Source organism: Pseudomonas sp. P7548 (assembly GCF_013386585.1).
GTDB lineage: Bacteria > Pseudomonadota > Gammaproteobacteria > Pseudomonadales > Pseudomonadaceae > Aquipseudomonas.
Genome location: NZ_JACARO010000014.1, coordinates 107279 through 125354, shown reverse-complemented (window position 1 = coordinate 125354; position 18076 = coordinate 107279). Strand labels below are relative to the sequence as shown.

Genomic DNA, 18076 nt, shown 5'->3' with positions numbered 1-18076 from the left:
CGTCAGCCCCGGTGACGAGCGAGAAAGTCCAGCAGCACCGGAAAGTACGCCTGGGGCTCTTCATAAAAAGGCATGTGGCTGCTGTTGGGGAACACGTGCAACTGCGCGTGTCTGGCCGCGAGCTTCATGCGGTGGGCGCAGGCCGGGGTGAGTTCGTCGTGCTGCCCGGTGGTGATCAGGATCGGCATCGTGAACTCGCCCATCTCCTTGATGCGGTTCCAGTCCTTGAGGTTGCCGATGTAGAGGAATTCGTTGGGGCCTTGCATGGTTTCGTACGGGCCCATGTTCCAGTCGCCCAGAGAGCGTTTGACCGGCTCCGGCCATTCGTCCAGGCGGCACACGTGGCGATAGTTGAGCAAGGTGATCGCGGCCTGGTACTGCGGATGATCCAGGGTGCCCATGGCTTCGTGGCGCTGCATCATGGCCACGGTTTCGCTGCCGAGGGCGCCGCGCAGGCGTTCAAGTTCCTGGGACAGGTGCGGAATGTCGCCGACCGTGTTTTCGAGGATCAGGCTTTTCAGCGCGTCGGGGTAATAAATGGCGTACTCGATGCCGAGCCAGCCGCCCCAGGAATGCCCGAGCAGGTGCACGCGGCCCAGGCCCAGGGCCTGGCGCACGGTTTCGACTTCTTCGACATAACGGCGGATATCCCACAACGAAACGTCGGTCGGTCTGGCTGAAGCGCCCGTGCCAAGCTGGTCGAATGCAACCACTCGCAGGGTATGGTCCTTGAGCCAGCCATGGGCGTCGCGCAAGTAGTCACACGGCAGGCCCGGGCCGCCGTTGAGACACAAGAGCACCTCATCGCCTTCGCCAAAGCTGTAGACCACGAGGTTATGGCCGTCGACTTGCACGTTGTACTGCTGGTCGGGGGCAATTTCACGCCACATGCATACATTCCTTGTGTTGTATCGGCCTGGCAGGTAGCGGCCGTTTATCAGGCCAACACTACCGAGGATGCCGTGCGTCCATAACCTAGTATTTCTTATAGGTTTGGCCTGGCAGTCCTTCGCCGGGGCGTGGCATTCTACTTGCCGCAAGTCGAGATTCAAATGAATTCGGGAGCAGAACGGATGCTGGCCAAGCTTACTGCCTTCAACAATCGTCTGATGCCGGGCAGGAGCCTGGATGAGCAGATGGACAATACGTTTATTCTCGCCCAGCAGTTGGGCTTCGATGCGCTGGTGTACGACTACACCCCGGTGCCCATCGACCAGGATGGCTCGCTCATCACCCCTTCGGTGCTGGAGCTGCGCAACACCCCGTCCGACTGGCACGCCTTGTGGTGCAGTGAAGGGTTCTATCAGATCGACCCGGTTCAGCACCTGGCCCTGAGCACGGTGTCGCCGTTTGTCTGGTCCTATGAGGCCAAGGCCGAGACCGCGCTGCAAAAGATCATCGACCCTTGCCATGCCCCGGTGTCTTCCTACCTGCATGAGCGGCAACTCACCTGCGGCGTGAGCGTGCCCATCCACCTGCCCCGTGGCGGCTTCGCCTCGCTGACCGGCCTGCGCACCGGCAAGGCGCGCACCGTATTACGCGACGCCCAGCAGACCCTGGCGGACTTCAGCCTGATTACCCATGCATTGCAGGAAGCAGCCTACCCACTGTTCAGCAAGGCGCTACGCAGCTACCCCCATATTCACCTGACCAAGCGCGAACGCGAATGCCTGAAATGGGCCGCCGACGGCCTGACCGCCGCCGAAATCGCCACGCAACTGAGCCGGTCACTGGCGGTGGTCACCCTGCACCTGGCCTCGGCGATGCACAAGCTGGGCGCCAAGAACCGCGTGCAAGCGGTGGTACGCGCCACCCATTACCGCCTGCTGGAGGACTGACCCTTCGGCAAAACCTAGCTGTTTTGCTAGTTACCTAAAGCTGCCCTGCCGACTATGGTGTCCCTGATCCTTTTTTTAAGAGCAGGGTACGAAATGGAATTCATCGAGAAAATCCGCGAAGGCTTTGCGGCCTTCGGCGCCTACCAGACCTGGTATCGCGTTACCGGCGACCTGACCACCGGCCGTACACCGTTGGTGATCATTCACGGCGGCCCCGGCTGCACCCATGACTATGTCGATGCGTTCAAGGACGTCGCGGCCAGCGGCCATGCGGTGATTCACTACGACCAAATCGGCAATGGCCGTTCCACCCACTTGCCCGACAAAGACCCGTCTTTCTGGACCATCGGCCTGTTCCTCGAAGAACTGAACAACCTGCTGGACCACCTGCAAATCAGCGACAACTACGCGATCCTCGGGCAATCCTGGGGCGGCATGCTCGGCAGCGAACACGCCATCCTGCAACCCAAGGGCCTGCGCGCATTCATCCCGGCCAACTCGCCGACCTGCATGCGTACTTGGGTCAGCGAAGCCAACCGCCTGCGCCAGTTGCTGCCCGAAGGCGTGCATGAAACCCTGCTCAAGCACGAAGCGGCCGGCACCTACAGCGACCCCGAGTACCAGGCTGCCTCACGGATTTTCTACGACCAGCACGTGTGCCGGGTCAACCCGTGGCCAGAAGAAGTGGCACGCACATTCGCCCAGGTCGATGCCGACCCGACGGTGTACCACGCCATGAGCGGCCCCACCGAGTTCCACGTGATCGGCAGCTTGAAGGACTGGAATGTGATTGGCCGGCTGTCGGCGATCAAGGTGCCGACCCTGGTGATCTCCGGCCGCCACGACGAAGCCACACCGCTGGTGGTCAAACCGTTCCTGGATGAGATCGAGGATGTGCGCTGGGCACTGTTCGAAGACTCGAGCCACATGCCTCACGTGGAAGAACGTCAGGCGTGCATGGGCACGGTGGTGAAGTTTCTGGATGAGGCGTGCTCGTTGCCGCACCGCGCACTCAAGGCCGGCTAAACACCCCTGTTGCTACACCGACTGGCTGAAACCCTGTAGGAGCTGGCTTGCCAGCGATAGCGATCCAACCGTCACCGCTGTGGTGACTGGCTGGCCGTCATCGCTGGCAAGCCAGCTCCTACAGGTATATCGGGGAGGTTTTAGACTTCGCTGGTCTCGGGCTTGGCGGACTTCTTGGGCACCTCGGCCACCAACGGAATCTCCTTGCCCTCGGCATCAAACAACTTGCCGCCACTGAAGTAGTCGCCATCGCGCAGTTCCGACACATCGCGGAAGCACAAGCTGCGCTCGGTCCCCGCCACGAACACTGACTGCTGGTCCGAGTTGCCGGCCGTGAAGTGGTTGAACGCCAGGTTCAGCAGGATCGCCATGATCGCCGACGAGCTGATACCCGAATGGAAAATCGTCGCGAACCAGCTCGGAAAGTGGTCATAGAAGCTCGGCGCAGCGATGGGGATCATGCCGAAACCGATGGAAGTGGCCACGATGATCAGGTTCATGTTGTTGCGATAATCCACCTTGGACAAGGTGCGGATACCGCTGGCCGCCACGGTGCCGAACAACACGATCCCGGCACCGCCCAACACCGACGTCGGCACCGCCGCAATCACCCGCCCCATGAAGGGCAGCAAGCCGAGCACTACCAGAAACACCCCGCCGGTGGCCACCACAAAACGGCTCTTCACGCCGGTCACCGCCACCAGGCCGACGTTCTGGGCAAATGCGCTTTGGGTGAAGGAACCGAAGATTGGCGCGAACATGCTCGACAGCATATCGGCGCGCAAGCCATTGCCCAGGCGTTTGGAGTCGACCTTGGTGTCGATGATTTCACCGACGGCCAGGATGTCTGCCGAGGTTTCCACCAGGGTCACCATCACCACGATGCACATGGAAATGATCGCGGCCACGTGGAAGGTTGGCATGCCGAAATGGAATGGCGTAGGGAAACCGAACATCGGCCCTTGGGCCACGCCGGAGAAGTCCGCCATGCCCAGGAATACCGCAATCACCGTACCGATCACCATTGCCAGCAGAATCGACAACCGCGAGATCGTCGCGCTGCCGATCTTGCTCAGCAGCAGCACCAACACCAGGGTCAACGCGGCCAGGCCGATGTTGGACATGCTGCCAAAATCCGCCGCGCGGCTGTTGCCGCCCATGGCCCAGCGGGCCGCGACGGGCATGAGGGTCAAGCCGATGGTGGTGATCACGATGCCGGTCACCAGCGGTGGGAAAAACTTGGTGATCCGCGAGAACACCGGCGTGATCAGCAAGCCGATGAACGACGCGGCCATCACCGCCCCGAGTATCGCCGGCACACCGCCCGCCCCATCACTGCCGACAATCGCCACCATCGTGGCCACACCGGCAAAGGACACGCCTTGCACCAGCGGCAACTGACAACCAAAAAACGGCAAGCCAAGGGTTTGCAGCAGCGTGGCCAGGCCACCGGCAAACAGTGACGCAGCGATCAGCAGGCCGATATCGGCGGGCGACAACCCCGCTGCCTGACCGACGATCAACGGAACGGCAACGATGCCGCCGTACATGGTAAGCACATGCTGCAGGCCGTAAGCCATATTGGCCGCGACGCCAAGATTCTCATCTTCTGGCCGCTGCGGTGACGCCTTCGGGATAGTCATGGTGGGGGGGTCTCTGTTTTTGTTGTGTATTCACTGTATGCAAAGGAAAGACGGGATGTCCATAGAGTTGTATACAATCAATTTCACAATAATCCAGATGACGGCGATACAAAAATCCATTCAGCCGCCCTGCCCTGTGGCTTGAAGCCGTGCGCAAAAGGACCTGAAAAAAAATGCTCAACCGCAAGCTGCGTATTCATGCTCCGGCCATCTACTACTTCGACATGGTGCGGCGCTGCCATTCGATCCGCGAAGCCGCGCGGCGCCTGAACGTGGCGTCGTCGGCCGTGAACCGGCAGATCCTCAAGCTGGAAGACGAGATGGGCGCACCACTGTTCGAGCGGTTGCCGGGCGGCCTGCGCGTGACGGCCGCCGGTGAGATCCTTACGCGCCACATCAGCCTGCTGCTGCAGGATGTAGAACGGGTGCGCGGTGAACTGGATGGCTTGCACGGCGTGCAGACCGGGCATGTGGAAATCGCCACGGTGGAAGGGGCCGCCGTCGAACTGCTGCCTGCCGCACTCCGGCGTATGCGTGAGCGCTACCCGAAGGTGACAATTGGCGTCACGGTGCAGGGTTCGCAGTCGATTCCCGGCGCGGTGGTCAATGGCCAGGCGGACCTCGGCCTGGCGTTTGCCCTGCCGCGCAGCAACGAAATCACCCAGCTGTGCGTCGGCCATTTCCGCTTGGGCGCATTGATGACGCCGGAGCATCCGCTGGCCGGTGAAACGCGGGTGAGCTATGGGCAATGCTGCGAATACGGGGTGATCCAGGCCAAAAGCGAACTGTCGGTGCATCACCTCATCGCCCCGTTGCACACATCCACAGCGGCAGCGAGCAAGCCCCTGCTGCACAGCAACTCCATGGAACTGGCGCGACAGTTGGCGCGCCAGCAATTGGGCATCGCCTTCCAGACTCGCATCGGTATCGAGGCCGACCTGCAGCGCGGCGAACTGCTGCACATTCCGCTGAGCGACCAGGGTGGCATCTTCAGCGACCTGGGCGTGTATGCCCGCAAGGACCGTGACTTGCCCGTGGCGGTGCAAGCCCTGACCCACCTGTTGGGCGAAGAGATCGCCTTGCGCGAACGCGAGGAAATGCCTGCGGCGCCGCGTATTTCCTGACTTTCAGGGCAAATACCGTGCTGCCGTTTCGGCATCGCCCCAGGCGAGATTCTGTTCTTTGGCGCACGCCCGCCCTGTGCTGATACTGCGCCCGGCGGTCCCTGCAAGGCCGCCATGAGCCAAACGCCAAAGGAATAAAAACAATGAAAAAGGCACTGCACGGCGCAACCGTCTTACTGTCCCTCCTCGGCGGCGGGGAGGCTGTCGCGGTGGAATGGATGAACAACAGCGTAGGTTTCCGCTACGGCCAGCACTTCACCAATCCGAACAACCCCGACGATTTCAGCAAGCGCATCTACAGTTTTACCCACGCCAGCGGTTACCAATACGGCAGCAACTACTTCAACCTCGATGTGTTCCTGTCCGACAGCAGCGACCCGCGCAAAGGCACGGACCATGGCGGCAGCGAGGTGTACGGCGTGTACCGGCACCAGTTGTACGCATCGCGGGTATTCGATGTGCCGCTGGGCACCGGCCTGATCAAGGATTACGCCCTGACGGCGGGGTTTGACGCCAACCGCAACAACAACTTCGCGTCAGCCAAAAAGCGCGCCCTGGTGATCGGTCCTACCTTGAAATTCAACACCGTCGGTGTGCTCGACCTGAGCCTGATGTACTACAAGGAAAAGAACCACACCGGCATCCCCGGCGCGCAAGAGTCGAACCACACGTTCGATGACACCTACATGCTCAACCTGACGTGGATGCGCCCGTTCGAGGTCGCCAGCCACGCGGTCAAGTTCCAGGGGTTCATCAATTACGTCGGGGAAAAAGGCAAGGACTACCACGGCCGCGACACCGCGCCGGAAGCGCTGATGCGTACCGCGCTGATGGTGGCGGTGCGGCCGGGCAAAAGCGTGAAACCGAACCTGTACCTGGGGGTGGGTTACGAGTATTGGCACAACAAGTTCGGCGTCGACGGTGGCCTGGGTACTCGCACCTCAACCCCGACGCTGAACATGGAAGTCACCTTCTGACACCCGCCAACCTGTAGGAGCCGGCTTGCCGGGGATAGCGGTGGGTCAGCGACGAATGGGCTAACTGATAGACCGCGATCGCCGGCAAGCCGGCTCCTACAGGGGTCAGGCCTGGGCCAGTTTGGCAGGGTTGTTTTTTGGCCGCGCCAGCCAGTAACCCAATACCGCCAACGGCGCAGTCGCCAGCATCACGATCACGGTGATCAACAACGGTTGGTCGATCATCGACGACACCAACAGGCTGCTGAGGAAACACAGCCCCAATTGCAGAGTGTTTTGCAGGGCCGCGGCCTTGCCGGAATTTTCTGCAAACGGCATCAGTGCATTCGCCACCACGATGGGATAGCTCGCGCCATTGACCAGGGCCATCAGGCAGAACGGAATCAGCAAGGTGGTGAGGGTCGGCACGGTCAAGGTGGCAACCAGGTACAACGCCAGCATGCTGATGCAATACGCCACCAGCAACCACGGCAGCAGGGTTTTGCCCTGATAACGCTGCAAGGCGCTGCGGCAACTGTAGCCGCCCACCAGGAATGCCAAGGTCGGCAACACGTAGCTCAAGCCAATGTCATTCGGGCTGTAGCCCATATCGCCCAGAATGAACGGTGAGGCGGTCAGCCAGGCGAAGAAGCTGGCGGAGCACGCGGCAAAGATCATCACGTTGCCGGTAAACACGCGGGATGTCAGCAGTTGCCCGTAACCCAGGCGCGAAGGTTCGCCCGTCTGCGCCTGACGTTTCGGTACAGTGCGCAGGAACAAAGTGGGCAACAGCAGCAGCAACGACACGCCCAGCAACACGCCGAATATCGCTTGCCAGCCGAAGTGGTTTAACACCATCGCCCCCAGCAACGGCGCCAGGGCCGGCGACAGTGACATCAGCGGCATGATGCTGGCGAACACGCGATGGGCCTTGTCGGCCGGGTAACGGTCGATCACCAGCGCCTGCCAACTCACGGCGGCGGAACACACGCCAATCGCTTGGACAAAGCGCAACGCCAGCAGTTGCGGCGCGGTCTCGACCCAGAACATGCCCAAGCAACCCAGCACAAACAGGCTCAGGCCGGTGAGCAAGATCGGCTTGCGCCCCAAGCGGTCAGACAGCGGCCCCCACAGCAACTGCCCCACCGCAAAGCCCGCAAGGAAAATACTCAAGCTGGCGCCCACGGCACCCGCGCCGATCTGCAACTGTTCGCCCATGGCGCCGAAGGCCGGCAAGTACATGTCCATGGCCAGATAACCGAGCATGCTCAGCCCCGCCAGATACCCCGTGAAACCCAAAGAATTTTTCATTGAAGCCTTGAAGATCCTGCCATCAAACTATTTGCTGACTGGCGCCCATTATGAAGCTGACAGTTTTTGTGTGAAGCGATAATAATTGGACACTCTGATCAAATATTTTGAAGGCAACCATCATGTGGTCTGAATACTCTCTGGATGTGGTCGATGCGGTAGCGCGCCATGGCAGCTTCAGTGCGGCCGCCCAGGAGTTGCACCGTGTGCCGTCGGCCATCAGCTACACGGTGCGTCAGATCGAAGAGTGGCTGGCCGTACCACTGTTCGTGCGCAGGCACCGGGACGTGGAGCTGACACCCGCCGGCCGCCTCTTTATAGAAGAAGCCCGTGGCGTGATGAAAAAGATGCTCGGCACGCGCCGGCTATGCCAGCAGGTGGCCAATGGCTGGAGCGGCCAATTGAAGGTGGCCGTGGACTCAATCGTCAAACCCCAGCGCTGCCGGCAACTGGTGCTGGATTTTTACCGGCAGTTTCCCGAAGTGGAGTTGCTGCTGGAATACGAGGTGTACAACGGTGTGTGGGATGCGCTGGCCGATGAGCGCACCGACATTGTGATCGGCGCCACCAGCGCAGTGCCGGTGGCCAGCCACTTCACGTTTCGTGACATGGGCCTGTTGAACTGGCTGTGCGTGGTCAGTGCCAAGCACCCGCTGGCGACAGTCGAGGGGTTGCTCAATGACGATCAGCTGCGTCCCTTCGCCTCCCTGTGCATGACCGACACGTCGCGCAACCTGCCCAAGCGCGACACCTGGACCCTGGATAACCAACGGCGGCTGGTGGTGCCCAACTGGGCCTCGGCCATCGATTGCCTGCGCGACGGCCTGTGCGTCGGCATGGCGCCGGCGCATCAGGTGTTGCCGTGGATCGAGCGCGGTGAGTTGGTGGCGTTGCAACTGAGCCGGCCGTTTCCGGCCAGCCCGTCGTGTGTGGCCTGGGCACAGAACAAATTGTCGCCGGCCATGGCGTGGTTGCTGGAGTACCTGGGGGATACCGAGACGATGAATCAGGAGTGGTTGAATGGGCCTGATCTCTGAAAATCACACCGCCTGACTGTAGGAGCTGGCTTGCCGGCGATAGCGGACTATCTGTGCCAACTGTGTTGGCTGGCACACTGCAATCGCAGGCAAGCCAGCTCCCACATTTTGATCGCATTTCAATTAAGCAGACGGGTAATGGCCCGCACGATCATCTCGGCTTCCTTGGCATCCAGGGTCAACGGCGGCAACAGCCGGATGATCTTGCCCCGCGTCACGTTGATCAGCAGCCCATGCTCCTGGGCCGCCCGCAGGGCCAGGTCACGCAATGGCTCGGCCAGTTCAATACCAATCATCAAACCCTGCCCACGGATCGCCAGCACAATCGGGTATTCGCTCAACGCTACCCGCAACCGCGCCAGCAGGCGTTCGCCCTGTTGCGCGGCGTTTTGCAGCAAGCCTTGTTCCTCGATGATATCCAGCACGGTGCAGCCCACACGGCAGGCCAGTGGATTGCCGCCAAACGTGCTGCCGTGGCTGCCGGGGGTGAACAGTTTGGCCACCGAAGCACGCGCCAGGCAGGCGCCGATGGGCACACCGTTGCCGAGGCCTTTGGCCAGGGTCATGACGTCCGGGACAATGCCCTCGTGCTGGAACGCGAACCAGGCGCCGGTACGGCCGATACCGGTCTGGATCTCGTCGAGCATCATCAACCAGCCGTGGCGCGTGCAGTGATCACGCAAGGCCTTGAGATAGCCCGGTGGCGCAGGCAGGACGCCGCTTTCGCCCTGGATCGGCTCCAGCAGCACTGCCGCAATGCGCGCACCGTACTGCTGGGTGATTGCCTCCAGCGCAGCCAGGTCGCCAAAGCCGATCTTGAGGAAATCCCCCGGCAGGCGCTGAAAACCCAGGCGCACCGAGGGACCATCGCTGGCGGCCATGGTGCCGAGGGTGCGCCCATGAAAGGCGTTCTCCATCACCACCACCAACGGTGCTTCGATGTCCTTTTTCCAGCCGTGCAGCCGAGCGAGTTTCAATGCCGTCTCATTCGCCTCGGCGCCGGAGTTGTTGAAAAACGCCTGGTCCAGGCCTGACAAGCCGGTCAGACGCTCGGCCAGCCGTTGCTGCCAGTCGATGCTGTAGAGGTTGGAGGTGTGCAAGAGCAAGCCGGCCTGCTCACTGATTGCTGCCACCAGCTTGGGGTGGGAATGCCCGACGTTGGTCACGGCCACACCGGCCACGGCATCCAGGTATTCGCGGCCCTGCTGGTCCCACAGACGCGTGCCCAGGCCACGGGTGAAGCTCAAAGGCGAAGGTTGATAGGTGGTCATCAGGCAGGCGGCGGTCATGGCGTCGAACTCCAAGGCAGTGTGTCAGTGCACCCAGTATCGTTAGCCACCCGAGCTGGATAAACTGCGCAAACCTGCAATGACTTTAAACCTGGGCTTGATAATGGATTTGTTCCAAGCGATGACGGTGTACGTAAAGGTGGTGGAGACCGGCAGCATGACCGCCGCGGCGCAGGAGTGCGGGATGTCGACCACCATGGTCAGCAACCACCTGCGCGCGCTGGAACAACGGCTGGGGGTCAGCCTGCTCAAGCGCACCACCCGCAAACAAAGCCTTACCGAATTTGGCGGGGAGTACTATCAGCGCTGCCTGGAAGTACTGGGGCTGGTGGCCGACTCTGAGCTGCTGGCCGAACAGATCCACAGCGAAACCCCCAAGGGCGACCTGCGTATCACCGCGCCCCCGGTATTCGGCACTGAGCGCCTTGTGCCGGCCTTGAGCGAGTTTTCCCGGCGCTACCCGCTGATCAACCTGTACGTCGTGCTGAGCAACGAGCGAATGGACCTGGTCGACAGCGGCTTCGACGTGGCGATCCGATTGGGCGAACTGGAGACCTCCAGCCTGATCGCCCGGCCCATGCAGGACTACACCCTCACCCTCTGCGCATCACCTGACTACCTGGCGCGACGCGGCACGCCGCAGACGCCCGATGACCTGCAACAGCACGACTGCCTGGCGTTCGCCTACCCGGCCAATGACAACTGGCGCGACACCGGCAAACTGTGGCGCATGAGCAATGACGGCGGCGAGGTGGAGGTTCCGGTGTCCGGCTCATTGACCATCAACAGCTCACAAGGCTTGCGCCAGGCGGCCGTGAACGGCATGGGCATCATCATGCTGGCCGATGCCCTGGTACACCCGGACCTGGAAAGCGGCAAACTGGTGGCCTTGTTGACCACCTACAAATTGCCCAGCCGCCCCATGCACCTGCTGTATCGCCAGGACCGTCATCGCCTACCCAAGCTGCGGGCGTTCGTGGACTTCGCGATGGAGCAGTGGGCGCGCTAGAAGCCTACGCCCAACTCACGCAAGCGTGCCGCTGTGCGCTCGGCCGACACGTGATGAACGCCCTGCCAACCGAGTGCGACGGCGGCCTCGATATTGCCGGCCACATCGTCGATAAACACCACCTCACTGGCCTGGATATCCGGCAGATGGGCGCGCACCTGGGCGAGGCTGGCGTGATAGATCGCCGGATCCGGCTTGATCAACTTCAATTCGCCGGACACGACGATGTCGCGAAAACGCTGCAGGAACGGGTAGTTGGCCCGGGCATACGGAAAGGTTTCGGCTGACCAATTGGTGAGCCCGAACAATGGCATGTCGGCCTCGTGGAGCGCCTCGAGGATTGCCACACCGTCCGGCAAAGGCCCGCGCAGCATTTCGTGCCAGCGGTCGTAGTAGGACTGGATCAGCGTTCGGTGTTGGGGGTATTGCTCGATCAGGCTGCGAGTGCCTTCTGCCAAGGTGCGGCCGGCATCCTGCTCGGTGTTCCAGGCCTGGGTGCAGATGGTGTCGAGAAACCATTGCCGTTCATGGTCGTCGGCAATCAGCTTGCGGTAGAGGTGCTGCGGGCTCCAGTCGAACAGGACACCGCCGAAATCAAAAACTACTGCACGAATCGTCATCAGATTCTCCGTTAGCGTGGCTTGATAGCCAGAGGAGTCTGCCAGATTGTGAGGGAGGATAGGAGCGCAATGGCGCGCAGGAAGGTTCTTGGGCGTTACACAAAACAAATGTGGGAGCGGCGGTGCGACGATTCGACTTGCTCGCGAAAGCGGTGCATCAGTCGCCATATTCAGTGACTGACACTCCGTATTTGCGAGCAAGCCCGCTCCCACATTTTTTCGACCGTGTTTAAGCTTGGATCAAGCCATTAATTTTCACGGTCGGGTTTACGTCGGCGTCGTAGTCCACGCCGTCGATTTCAAAGCCGAACAGGCGCAGGAATTCTGCCTTGTAGCCGGCAAAATCGCTGATCTCGTTGACGTTGTCGTCGGTCACCTGGTTCCACAGTGCAGCCACGGCGTCCTGGACTTTCGGCTCAAGCTCAGCCAGGTCGGCACGCAGGCGGCCGTCGGCGTCAAGTTTCGGCTCTTTGCCGTACAGGCTGTCCTTGAACAGGCCGTAGACCTGCTCGATGCAACCTTCGTGGGTGCCCTGCTCTTTCATCACTTTGAACAGCAGCGACAGGTACAGCGGCATGATCGGGATCGCCGAGCTGGCCTGGGTCACCACCGCCTTGAGCACCGACACACGGGCGTCGCCTTTGAGGGCGGCGAGGTTGTCGCGCAGGGTCAGGACTTTCTTGTCCAGGTCTTTCTTGGCCTCGCCGATGGAGCCGTTCCAGTAGATGTCCTGGGTCAGCTTCTCGCCGAGGTAGGTGAACGCGGTAGTCTTGGCGCCTTCGGCCAACACGTCGGCATCACGCAGGGCGTCGATCCACAGCTGCCAGTCTTCGCCGCCCATCACTTTGACGGTGCCGTCGATTTCTTCCTGGGTCGCAGGCTCCAGGGTGGTGTCGACCACAACGCCCTTGTCGGTGTTGATACCGCGCAGGGTCACGGCCTTGCCGATCGGCTTGAGGGTGGAGTTGTGCACCACGCCTTGCGGGTCGGTACGGCGTGGCGCGGCCAGGCTGTAGACCACCAGGTCGATCTTGCCCAGGTCTTTCTTGATGGTTTCGATGGTCAGGCGCTTGATCTCGTCGGAGAACGCGTCGCCATTGATGCTCTTGGCGTACAGGCCTTTTTCAACGGCAAACTTCTCGAATGCGGCGCTGTTGTACCAGCCGGCGGAGCTCAGCTTGCCCTCTTCGCCTTCTTTCTCAAAAAACACGCCCAGGGTATCGGCGCCGCAGCCAAACGCAGCACTGATGCGCGCGGCCAGGCCGTAGCCGGTGGAAGCGCCCAGGACCAGCACCTTCTTCGGGCCGCCTTCGATGGCGCCGTGTTGGGTCACGTAGTCGATCTGTTCCTTGACGTTCGCTTCACAGCCAACAGGGTGAGCGGTCACACAGATAAAGCCACGAACCCGCGGTTTGATGATCATAAAATTTCTGCCTCTTCCAAGGGGTCGACGGCCAGTGGTGGCCATTCAACTTCATTCGTACGGGTCTATGACGTCCGAAAAACCGAAGCGTCACGATAGTCGCAAATCTTCTGTTTACAAAATCCAATCCCAAAAACGCAGGATCGGCCGTCGCAAGGGTTAAAAACTGTGTCGGGCCTTCACAATTTCGCAATATTTAAAACGCCCACCGGGGTCATAACCCCCTATCATGACTACATTGTTTCGTTATGTTTCATGTCCGGAGCCACGTTTCATGAGTAAAAGTGCTGTTCGCAAGAAGCTGATCTCCGTCGCCTGGGCGCTCGGTGTTCTGCTGTTCATCTACTGCTTCCCACGGACCACCCTGGTGTTTGCGCTGCTGGTAGTGTTCTGCGGCGTTTACGATTTCCTGCGCAATGGTCTGTATGACACTGACACGATCAAGAAATATTTCATCGGCAGTGGCCGCAACACCTGGCTGCTGGCACCGTTCAACACCCTGTTCGACCTGGTGAGCCAACGCAATCGCCATGTCTACACGATGCGTGACCTGCCACCCGCCTGGCGCGAAGACCTGCAGCAAGTGATCGACGACGCCATGACCCGCAAGGATGAAATCATCGGCTACCTGGACGAGCGCATGGCCGAGAAAAAACGCGGCATGCTGTTTTTCCAATGGTACGGTCGCCCGATCGAAACCAGCCTGGATATCCCGCAACTGCGCAAGAAACTGCCGTTCGTGAAGACCATCGGCGTCTCGGTGTTCAACGAAAACCGTTCGACGTCGTTTCACTTCGGCCCGCTGCGCATGATGTTCCGCGTGCTCTACAACATGGCGCCGGCCCCTCACCACGAGGGTGTGTACATCCAGGTGGGCAAGCACAAGCATTACTGGCACGACGACCCGCTGTTTATCTTCGATGACACGCTGATGCACGCGTCCTTCAACAAGAACGACGCAAAACGTTACTGCTTGTTCATTGATATTGTGCGACCGACCTTGCTGCCGTCGGTGCTCAACGCCGTGATCGCGGGCTTTGCCGGGCTGGTCTTTACCCTGCGTCGGGTTTTCTACAAAAACTGGAAGCTGATTCAGTAAGTTCTGCGGCATGATGGTGCTGGACGGTATTTGCACCCGGCATTGCGACTGGGGTAAAAAATCGTCTCGTGCGTCCGTATTCGGCGCCCACCATTTTCGAGCCATCGCGTTTCAACAGGGCGCGGTGGCTGTGCTTTCAAGGAATCAGAATGCCCCAACGTCAAGTCATCAATGCCTCCGTCAGCCCCAAGGGCAGCCTCGAAACCCTGTCTCAACGTGAAGTGCAGCAACTGAGTGAAGCCGGCACCGGCAGTATCTACACCCTCTTCCGCCAGTGCGCCCTGGCCATCCTCAACACCGGCGCACATATCGATAACGCCAAGACTATTCTCGACGCCTATAAAGACTTTGAAGTGCGCATCCACCAGCAGGATCGCGGCGTGCGCCTGGAACTGCTGAACGCCCCGGCCGATGCGTTCGTCGATGGCGAAATGATCGCCAGCACCCGTGAGATGTTGTTCAGTGCACTGCGCGACATCGTCTACACCGAGAACGAACTCGACAGCCAGCGCATCGACCTGAGCAACTCCCAGGGAATCACCGACTACGTGTTCCACCTGCTGCGCAACGCCCGCACGCTACGCCCGGGTGTCGAGCCGAAGATCGTGGTGTGCTGGGGCGGGCACTCGATCAATACCGAAGAATACAAATACACCAAGAAAGTCGGGCATGAACTGGGCCTGCGCAGCCTCGACGTGTGCACCGGCTGTGGCCCTGGTGTAATGAAAGGTCCGATGAAAGGCGCGACCATTTCCCACGCCAAGCAACGCATTACCGGCGGGCGTTACCTCGGCCTGACCGAGCCTGGCATCATCGCGGCCGAAGCGCCGAACCCGATCGTCAACGAGCTGGTGATTTTGCCGGATATCGAAAAACGCCTGGAAGCCTTCGTGCGCGTCGGTCACGGCATCATCATCTTCCCAGGTGGCGCAGGCACGGCGGAAGAGTTCCTGTACCTGCTGGGCATCCTGATGCACCCGGACAACAAGGGCCTGCCGTTCCCGGTCATCCTCACCGGGCCAAAACACGCCGCGCCTTACCTGCAACAACTGCACGCATTCGTCGGCGCCACCCTGGGCGATGCGGCGCAGGCCCACTACCAGATCATCATCGACGACCCGGCCGAAGTGGCTCGCCAGATGACGGCCGGCCTCAAGGCCGTGAAGCAGTTCCGCCGCGAGCGCAACGACGCGTTCCACTTCAACTGGCTGCTGAAGATCGACGAGGGCTTCCAACGCCCGTTCGACCCGACCCACGCCAACATGGCCAGCCTGCAACTGAGCCATGCGCTGCCACCCCACGAACTGGCGGCCAACCTGCGCCGCGCCTTCTCGGGGATTGTGGCGGGCAACGTCAAGGACAAGGGCATTCGCCTGATCGAACAGCACGGCCCTTATGAAATCCACGGCGACCCGGCCATCATGAAACCGCTGGACGAACTGCTGCAGGCGTTCGTCGCCCAGCACCGCATGAAGTTGCCGGGCGGCGCGGCGTATGTGCCGTGCTATCGCGTGGTGCAGTAACTAGCGCTGCACCGCCACACATTTGATTTCCACTAGCAGGCCGGGGTGTGCGAGTTCTGACACCCCGATTGTGGTCCAGGCGCAATGCCCGCGTGGGAACAGGCGGTTTTTCACCTCACGAAAAACCGCCATGTGCTGGCTCATGTTCACGTGGTAGGTGGTCATGTCCACCACGTCATCGAAACTGCATCCTCCCTCCTCCAAAACTTGACGCAGATTCTCCCAGGCGGCGACGAATTGCGCCTCGGGGTCCTCAATCACGGCCAATTGGGAGGTACGGCCGACCTGCCCGGCGCAGTAGAGCGTTTTGCCGACTTTGACAGCGGGCACGTAGCCGGCGCGTTCGACGATGGGTTGCATGGCGGTGGGAATGATGAGCTGGCGATCGGTCATATGTTGTATCTCTTTACAGTCGTTTTCAGGCGTGCCGATGGGATGAGTCGGGCTAACGTTTTACCTGTTCCCACTCACCCACACCAGAAGAGCGACCTATGGACCAACGGATCTTGTCCTTCACTATTCCTTACCCTAAGGTAAGGAGCATTGCGATGGAGATTTTTAATATGGCAACCGCCACACTGACTTCAAAAGGGCAAATCACTATTCCGGTCCAGGTGAGGACCGCCCTGGGCCTGGAAACAGGCGACCGCGTCGAGTTCGTCGAAATGGAGGACGGCAAGTTCTCGATCATCTCGGCGAGTAAAACCGTGCAAGACCTCAAGGGCCTGATCCGCAAACCCGCCAAGGCCGTCTCGGTCGAGGACATGAATCGCGCTATCGCAACGCAAGGAGCCAAAGCGGGATGATCGGCCTGGATACCAACGTGCTGGTGCGCTATGTCACCCAGGATGACCCCGTTCAATCGCCCAAGGCCTCCGAGCTGATCGAATCGCTCTCCACACTGTCGCCAGGTTTTGTCAGCCTGGTGTCGGTGGTTGAGTTGGTGTGGGTTTTACAAAGCTGCTACCAGTCGACCAAAAGTGAAGTGGTGGCGGTGCTGGAAACGCTGCTGCGCACCCGCGAGCTGACCATCGAACATGCCGAGATCATCTGGCAGGCCCTGCGGCGCTTTTCAGCCAACAAGGCTGATTTTGCCGATTGTCTGATCGAGCGGTGCGCTCATTCGGCCGGCTGCAAGTACACGGCCACGTTCGACCTCAATGCCGCCAAGACTGCAGGAATGAAACCACTGAACTGAGCCACGGCATTGCTACGCTATTCAGCCTTTGGTAAAAATCGCGTTCAACCGTGATCAAGAGACATACTCACCGTGCGCATGCTCCTTCTCGCTACCTTGAGCATGGCTTCGACCTTTGCCAACGCCGAAGCCATCACTTGGCCCGACTTGCCGAAAACCTGCTTCGTCAGCGGGCGCTCTGCCACCAGCCAGGATGTCGACACCGGCTGTGCGGCATTCTTGATCAACGTGAAAGGCCAGGCAGCAGGCACGCCGATCAAGGTGGATATTCCGCAGTACGCCCTGCATGTGGATGAAGCCACCGGCAAAGAGACGCCGGTGATCATCATCCAGGCAGAAGAAAACGGTGACATCAAGGCCGTGGGCTACAAGGAGCTGGGCACCGATCAACTCGGTGCCGCGCTGTTGCGTGAGGTGCGATTGCTCGGTACCCAGAAGCCGATCTAGGCCTCAACGTACCCAACCACCGCCCTGCCAGTGGTAGCCATCGTTACGTTGCACCCAGTGCGGGTGCACATAGCGATAACCCTCGCGCACGGCCTCCCAATGGCCGTGCACCGCCACATAACGCCCGCCTTCCCAGCGCCAGTAGCCACGGGACCACACGTAGCCGTAACGGGCTGCGGGCTCAACTTCGATCACCTGCACCGGTGGCGGCTGCGGCGCGACGACTTCGACATATTCACGCTGAACCGGCCCACGCTCGTGCACGACCCGTTCCTGCACACACCCGGACGCTGCGACGACGACCGCTGCCATTGCTGCATAACGTAGCAACATACAAAAACCCTCGGGCGTACTCGCCCAACAAACCCACTGAAAATGCCCCCTTTGCTGCAGCCTCGCTCCTGCTCGGCTCTGGATTCTTTTTAACAGGTAGTGTCTGTCGGCGGGCTGAACGGCAGATGCCTCCCCCGGATGCTTGTAGTGAGCGGGCTTGCCCCGCGCCGCGGTGTGTCAGGCGCATCGTGGCTCGCTGA

Annotated in this window: 19 protein-coding genes; 11 read left to right on the top strand and 8 right to left on the bottom strand. The window is 60.6% G+C overall.

Features of this window, described 5'->3' with window-relative positions; genetic code table 11:
• Window positions 1-2: 2 nt before the first annotated feature.
• On the bottom strand, window positions 3-890 hold the full coding sequence (locus HX803_RS07645; RefSeq protein WP_178919874.1) for a proline iminopeptidase-family hydrolase: 888 nt from the start codon (window positions 888-890) through the stop codon (window positions 3-5).
• A 183-nt stretch (window positions 891-1073) separates the two neighbouring features.
• On the opposite strand from HX803_RS07645, the gene HX803_RS07640 reads away from it, so the two are divergent.
• Both HX803_RS07640 and HX803_RS07635 read left to right on the top strand, forming a co-directional pair.
• On the top strand, window positions 1074-1838 hold the full coding sequence (locus HX803_RS07640) for a LuxR family transcriptional regulator (protein ID WP_178919873.1): 765 nt from the start codon (window positions 1074-1076) through the stop codon (window positions 1836-1838).
• A gap of 93 nt (window positions 1839-1931) precedes the next feature.
• Window positions 1932-2864: a proline iminopeptidase-family hydrolase gene (locus HX803_RS07635; protein WP_178919872.1), complete on the top strand. Its 933-nt coding sequence runs from the start codon at window positions 1932-1934 to the stop codon at window positions 2862-2864.
• Between the two features lie 140 nt (window positions 2865-3004).
• Here the strand turns inward: HX803_RS07635 and HX803_RS07630 are convergent, their stop codons facing one another.
• Window positions 3005-4507, bottom strand: a complete 1503-nt coding sequence (locus HX803_RS07630) for a nucleobase:cation symporter-2 family protein (RefSeq protein WP_178919871.1) — start codon at window positions 4505-4507, stop codon at window positions 3005-3007.
• A gap of 173 nt (window positions 4508-4680) precedes the next feature.
• Between HX803_RS07630 and HX803_RS07625 the strand changes: the two genes are divergently transcribed.
• The gene (locus HX803_RS07625) at window positions 4681-5631 is read left to right on the top strand and encodes a LysR family transcriptional regulator (RefSeq protein ID WP_178919870.1); all 951 of its coding nucleotides are present in this window, start codon (window positions 4681-4683) and stop codon (window positions 5629-5631) included.
• A gap of 143 nt (window positions 5632-5774) precedes the next feature.
• The gene (locus HX803_RS07620; protein ID WP_176995390.1) at window positions 5775-6608 is read left to right on the top strand and encodes a nucleoside-binding protein; all 834 of its coding nucleotides are present in this window, start codon (window positions 5775-5777) and stop codon (window positions 6606-6608) included.
• Between the two features lie 105 nt (window positions 6609-6713).
• Here HX803_RS07620 and punC read toward each other — a convergent pair whose 3' ends face one another.
• Complete coding sequence (punC, locus tag HX803_RS07615; protein WP_178919869.1) at window positions 6714-7898, bottom strand: purine nucleoside transporter PunC; 1185 nt, start codon at window positions 7896-7898, stop codon at window positions 6714-6716.
• 122 nt (window positions 7899-8020) lie between these two features.
• Between punC and punR the strand changes: the two genes are divergently transcribed.
• On the top strand, window positions 8021-8935 hold the full coding sequence (punR, locus tag HX803_RS07610; protein ID WP_178919868.1) for a DNA-binding transcriptional activator PunR: 915 nt from the start codon (window positions 8021-8023) through the stop codon (window positions 8933-8935).
• Window positions 8936-9054: 119 nt separating this feature from the next.
• On the opposite strand, the gene HX803_RS07605 is transcribed toward punR, so the two are convergent.
• A complete protein-coding gene (locus tag HX803_RS07605) occupies window positions 9055-10224 on the bottom strand; it encodes an aspartate aminotransferase family protein (protein ID WP_178919867.1) in 1170 nt (389 codons plus the stop codon).
• A 103-nt stretch (window positions 10225-10327) separates the two neighbouring features.
• Between HX803_RS07605 and HX803_RS07600 the strand changes: the two genes are divergently transcribed.
• Window positions 10328-11233 carry a LysR family transcriptional regulator gene (locus HX803_RS07600; protein ID WP_178919866.1) on the top strand — a complete coding sequence of 302 codons (906 nt, stop codon included), beginning with the start codon at window positions 10328-10330 and terminating at the stop codon, window positions 11231-11233.
• On the opposite strand, the gene HX803_RS07595 is transcribed toward HX803_RS07600, so the two are convergent.
• Window positions 11230-11853, bottom strand: a complete 624-nt coding sequence (locus HX803_RS07595) for an HAD family phosphatase (protein WP_178919865.1) — start codon at window positions 11851-11853, stop codon at window positions 11230-11232. The genes HX803_RS07600 and HX803_RS07595 overlap by 4 nt on opposite strands.
• Window positions 11854-12082: 229 nt before the next feature.
• Window positions 12083-13276: an enoyl-ACP reductase FabV gene (fabV, locus tag HX803_RS07590; RefSeq protein WP_178919864.1), complete on the bottom strand. Its 1194-nt coding sequence runs from the start codon at window positions 13274-13276 to the stop codon at window positions 12083-12085.
• A 274-nt stretch (window positions 13277-13550) separates the two neighbouring features.
• On the opposite strand from fabV, the gene HX803_RS07585 reads away from it, so the two are divergent.
• On the top strand, window positions 13551-14375 hold the full coding sequence (locus HX803_RS07585; RefSeq protein WP_178919863.1) for an aspartyl/asparaginyl beta-hydroxylase domain-containing protein: 825 nt from the start codon (window positions 13551-13553) through the stop codon (window positions 14373-14375).
• A 149-nt stretch (window positions 14376-14524) separates the two neighbouring features.
• The gene (gene ppnN, locus HX803_RS07580) at window positions 14525-15898 is read left to right on the top strand and encodes a nucleotide 5'-monophosphate nucleosidase PpnN (protein ID WP_178919862.1); all 1374 of its coding nucleotides are present in this window, start codon (window positions 14525-14527) and stop codon (window positions 15896-15898) included.
• Here the strand turns inward: ppnN and HX803_RS07575 are convergent, their stop codons facing one another.
• The gene (locus HX803_RS07575) at window positions 15899-16291 is read right to left on the bottom strand and encodes a RidA family protein (RefSeq protein ID WP_178919861.1); all 393 of its coding nucleotides are present in this window, start codon (window positions 16289-16291) and stop codon (window positions 15899-15901) included.
• 155 nt (window positions 16292-16446) lie between these two features.
• Here HX803_RS07575 and HX803_RS07570 point away from each other — a divergent pair, with 155 nt between their 5' ends.
• From HX803_RS07570 to HX803_RS07560, 3 genes are all read left to right on the top strand, one after another.
• On the top strand, window positions 16447-16704 hold the full coding sequence (locus HX803_RS07570; RefSeq protein ID WP_178919860.1) for an AbrB/MazE/SpoVT family DNA-binding domain-containing protein: 258 nt from the start codon (window positions 16447-16449) through the stop codon (window positions 16702-16704).
• A complete protein-coding gene (locus tag HX803_RS07565; protein WP_178919859.1) occupies window positions 16701-17096 on the top strand; it encodes a PIN domain-containing protein in 396 nt (131 codons plus the stop codon). Before HX803_RS07570 ends, HX803_RS07565 begins: the two co-directional genes overlap by 4 nt.
• Before the next feature lie 78 nt (window positions 17097-17174).
• Complete coding sequence (locus HX803_RS07560) at window positions 17175-17543, top strand: hypothetical protein (protein ID WP_372339902.1); 369 nt, start codon at window positions 17175-17177, stop codon at window positions 17541-17543.
• Between the two features lie 3 nt (window positions 17544-17546).
• On the opposite strand, the gene HX803_RS07555 is transcribed toward HX803_RS07560, so the two are convergent.
• Window positions 17547-17876: a YXWGXW repeat-containing protein gene (locus tag HX803_RS07555; protein ID WP_031319816.1), complete on the bottom strand. Its 330-nt coding sequence runs from the start codon at window positions 17874-17876 to the stop codon at window positions 17547-17549.
• Window positions 17877-18076: the final 200 nt, after the last annotated feature.

Coding starts and splice junctions, on each gene's coding strand:
- HX803_RS07595 (WP_178919865.1), bottom strand. CDS start 11,853: ATGACGATTCGTGCAGTAGTTTTTGATTTCGGCGGTGTCCTGTTCGAC.
- HX803_RS07555 (WP_031319816.1), bottom strand. CDS start 17,876: ATGTTGCTACGTTATGCAGCAATGGCAGCGGTCGTCGTCGCAGCGTCC.
- HX803_RS07635 (WP_178919872.1), top strand. CDS start 1,932: ATGGAATTCATCGAGAAAATCCGCGAAGGCTTTGCGGCCTTCGGCGCC.
- HX803_RS07570 (WP_178919860.1), top strand. CDS start 16,447: ATGGAGATTTTTAATATGGCAACCGCCACACTGACTTCAAAAGGGCAA.
- ppnN (WP_178919862.1), top strand. CDS start 14,525: ATGCCCCAACGTCAAGTCATCAATGCCTCCGTCAGCCCCAAGGGCAGC.
- punC (WP_178919869.1), bottom strand. CDS start 7,898: ATGAAAAATTCTTTGGGTTTCACGGGGTATCTGGCGGGGCTGAGCATG.
- HX803_RS07630 (WP_178919871.1), bottom strand. CDS start 4,507: ATGACTATCCCGAAGGCGTCACCGCAGCGGCCAGAAGATGAGAATCTT.
- HX803_RS07575 (WP_178919861.1), bottom strand. CDS start 16,291: ATGACCGATCGCCAGCTCATCATTCCCACCGCCATGCAACCCATCGTC.
- HX803_RS07625 (WP_178919870.1), top strand. CDS start 4,681: ATGCTCAACCGCAAGCTGCGTATTCATGCTCCGGCCATCTACTACTTC.
- HX803_RS07640 (WP_178919873.1), top strand. CDS start 1,074: ATGCTGGCCAAGCTTACTGCCTTCAACAATCGTCTGATGCCGGGCAGG.
- HX803_RS07565 (WP_178919859.1), top strand. CDS start 16,701: ATGATCGGCCTGGATACCAACGTGCTGGTGCGCTATGTCACCCAGGAT.
- HX803_RS07560 (WP_372339902.1), top strand. CDS start 17,175: ATGCTCCTTCTCGCTACCTTGAGCATGGCTTCGACCTTTGCCAACGCC.
- HX803_RS07600 (WP_178919866.1), top strand. CDS start 10,328: ATGGATTTGTTCCAAGCGATGACGGTGTACGTAAAGGTGGTGGAGACC.
- punR (WP_178919868.1), top strand. CDS start 8,021: ATGTGGTCTGAATACTCTCTGGATGTGGTCGATGCGGTAGCGCGCCAT.
- fabV (WP_178919864.1), bottom strand. CDS start 13,276: ATGATCATCAAACCGCGGGTTCGTGGCTTTATCTGTGTGACCGCTCAC.
- HX803_RS07645 (WP_178919874.1), bottom strand. CDS start 890: ATGTGGCGTGAAATTGCCCCCGACCAGCAGTACAACGTGCAAGTCGAC.
- HX803_RS07620 (WP_176995390.1), top strand. CDS start 5,775: ATGAAAAAGGCACTGCACGGCGCAACCGTCTTACTGTCCCTCCTCGGC.
- HX803_RS07605 (WP_178919867.1), bottom strand. CDS start 10,224: ATGACCGCCGCCTGCCTGATGACCACCTATCAACCTTCGCCTTTGAGC.
- HX803_RS07585 (WP_178919863.1), top strand. CDS start 13,551: ATGAGTAAAAGTGCTGTTCGCAAGAAGCTGATCTCCGTCGCCTGGGCG.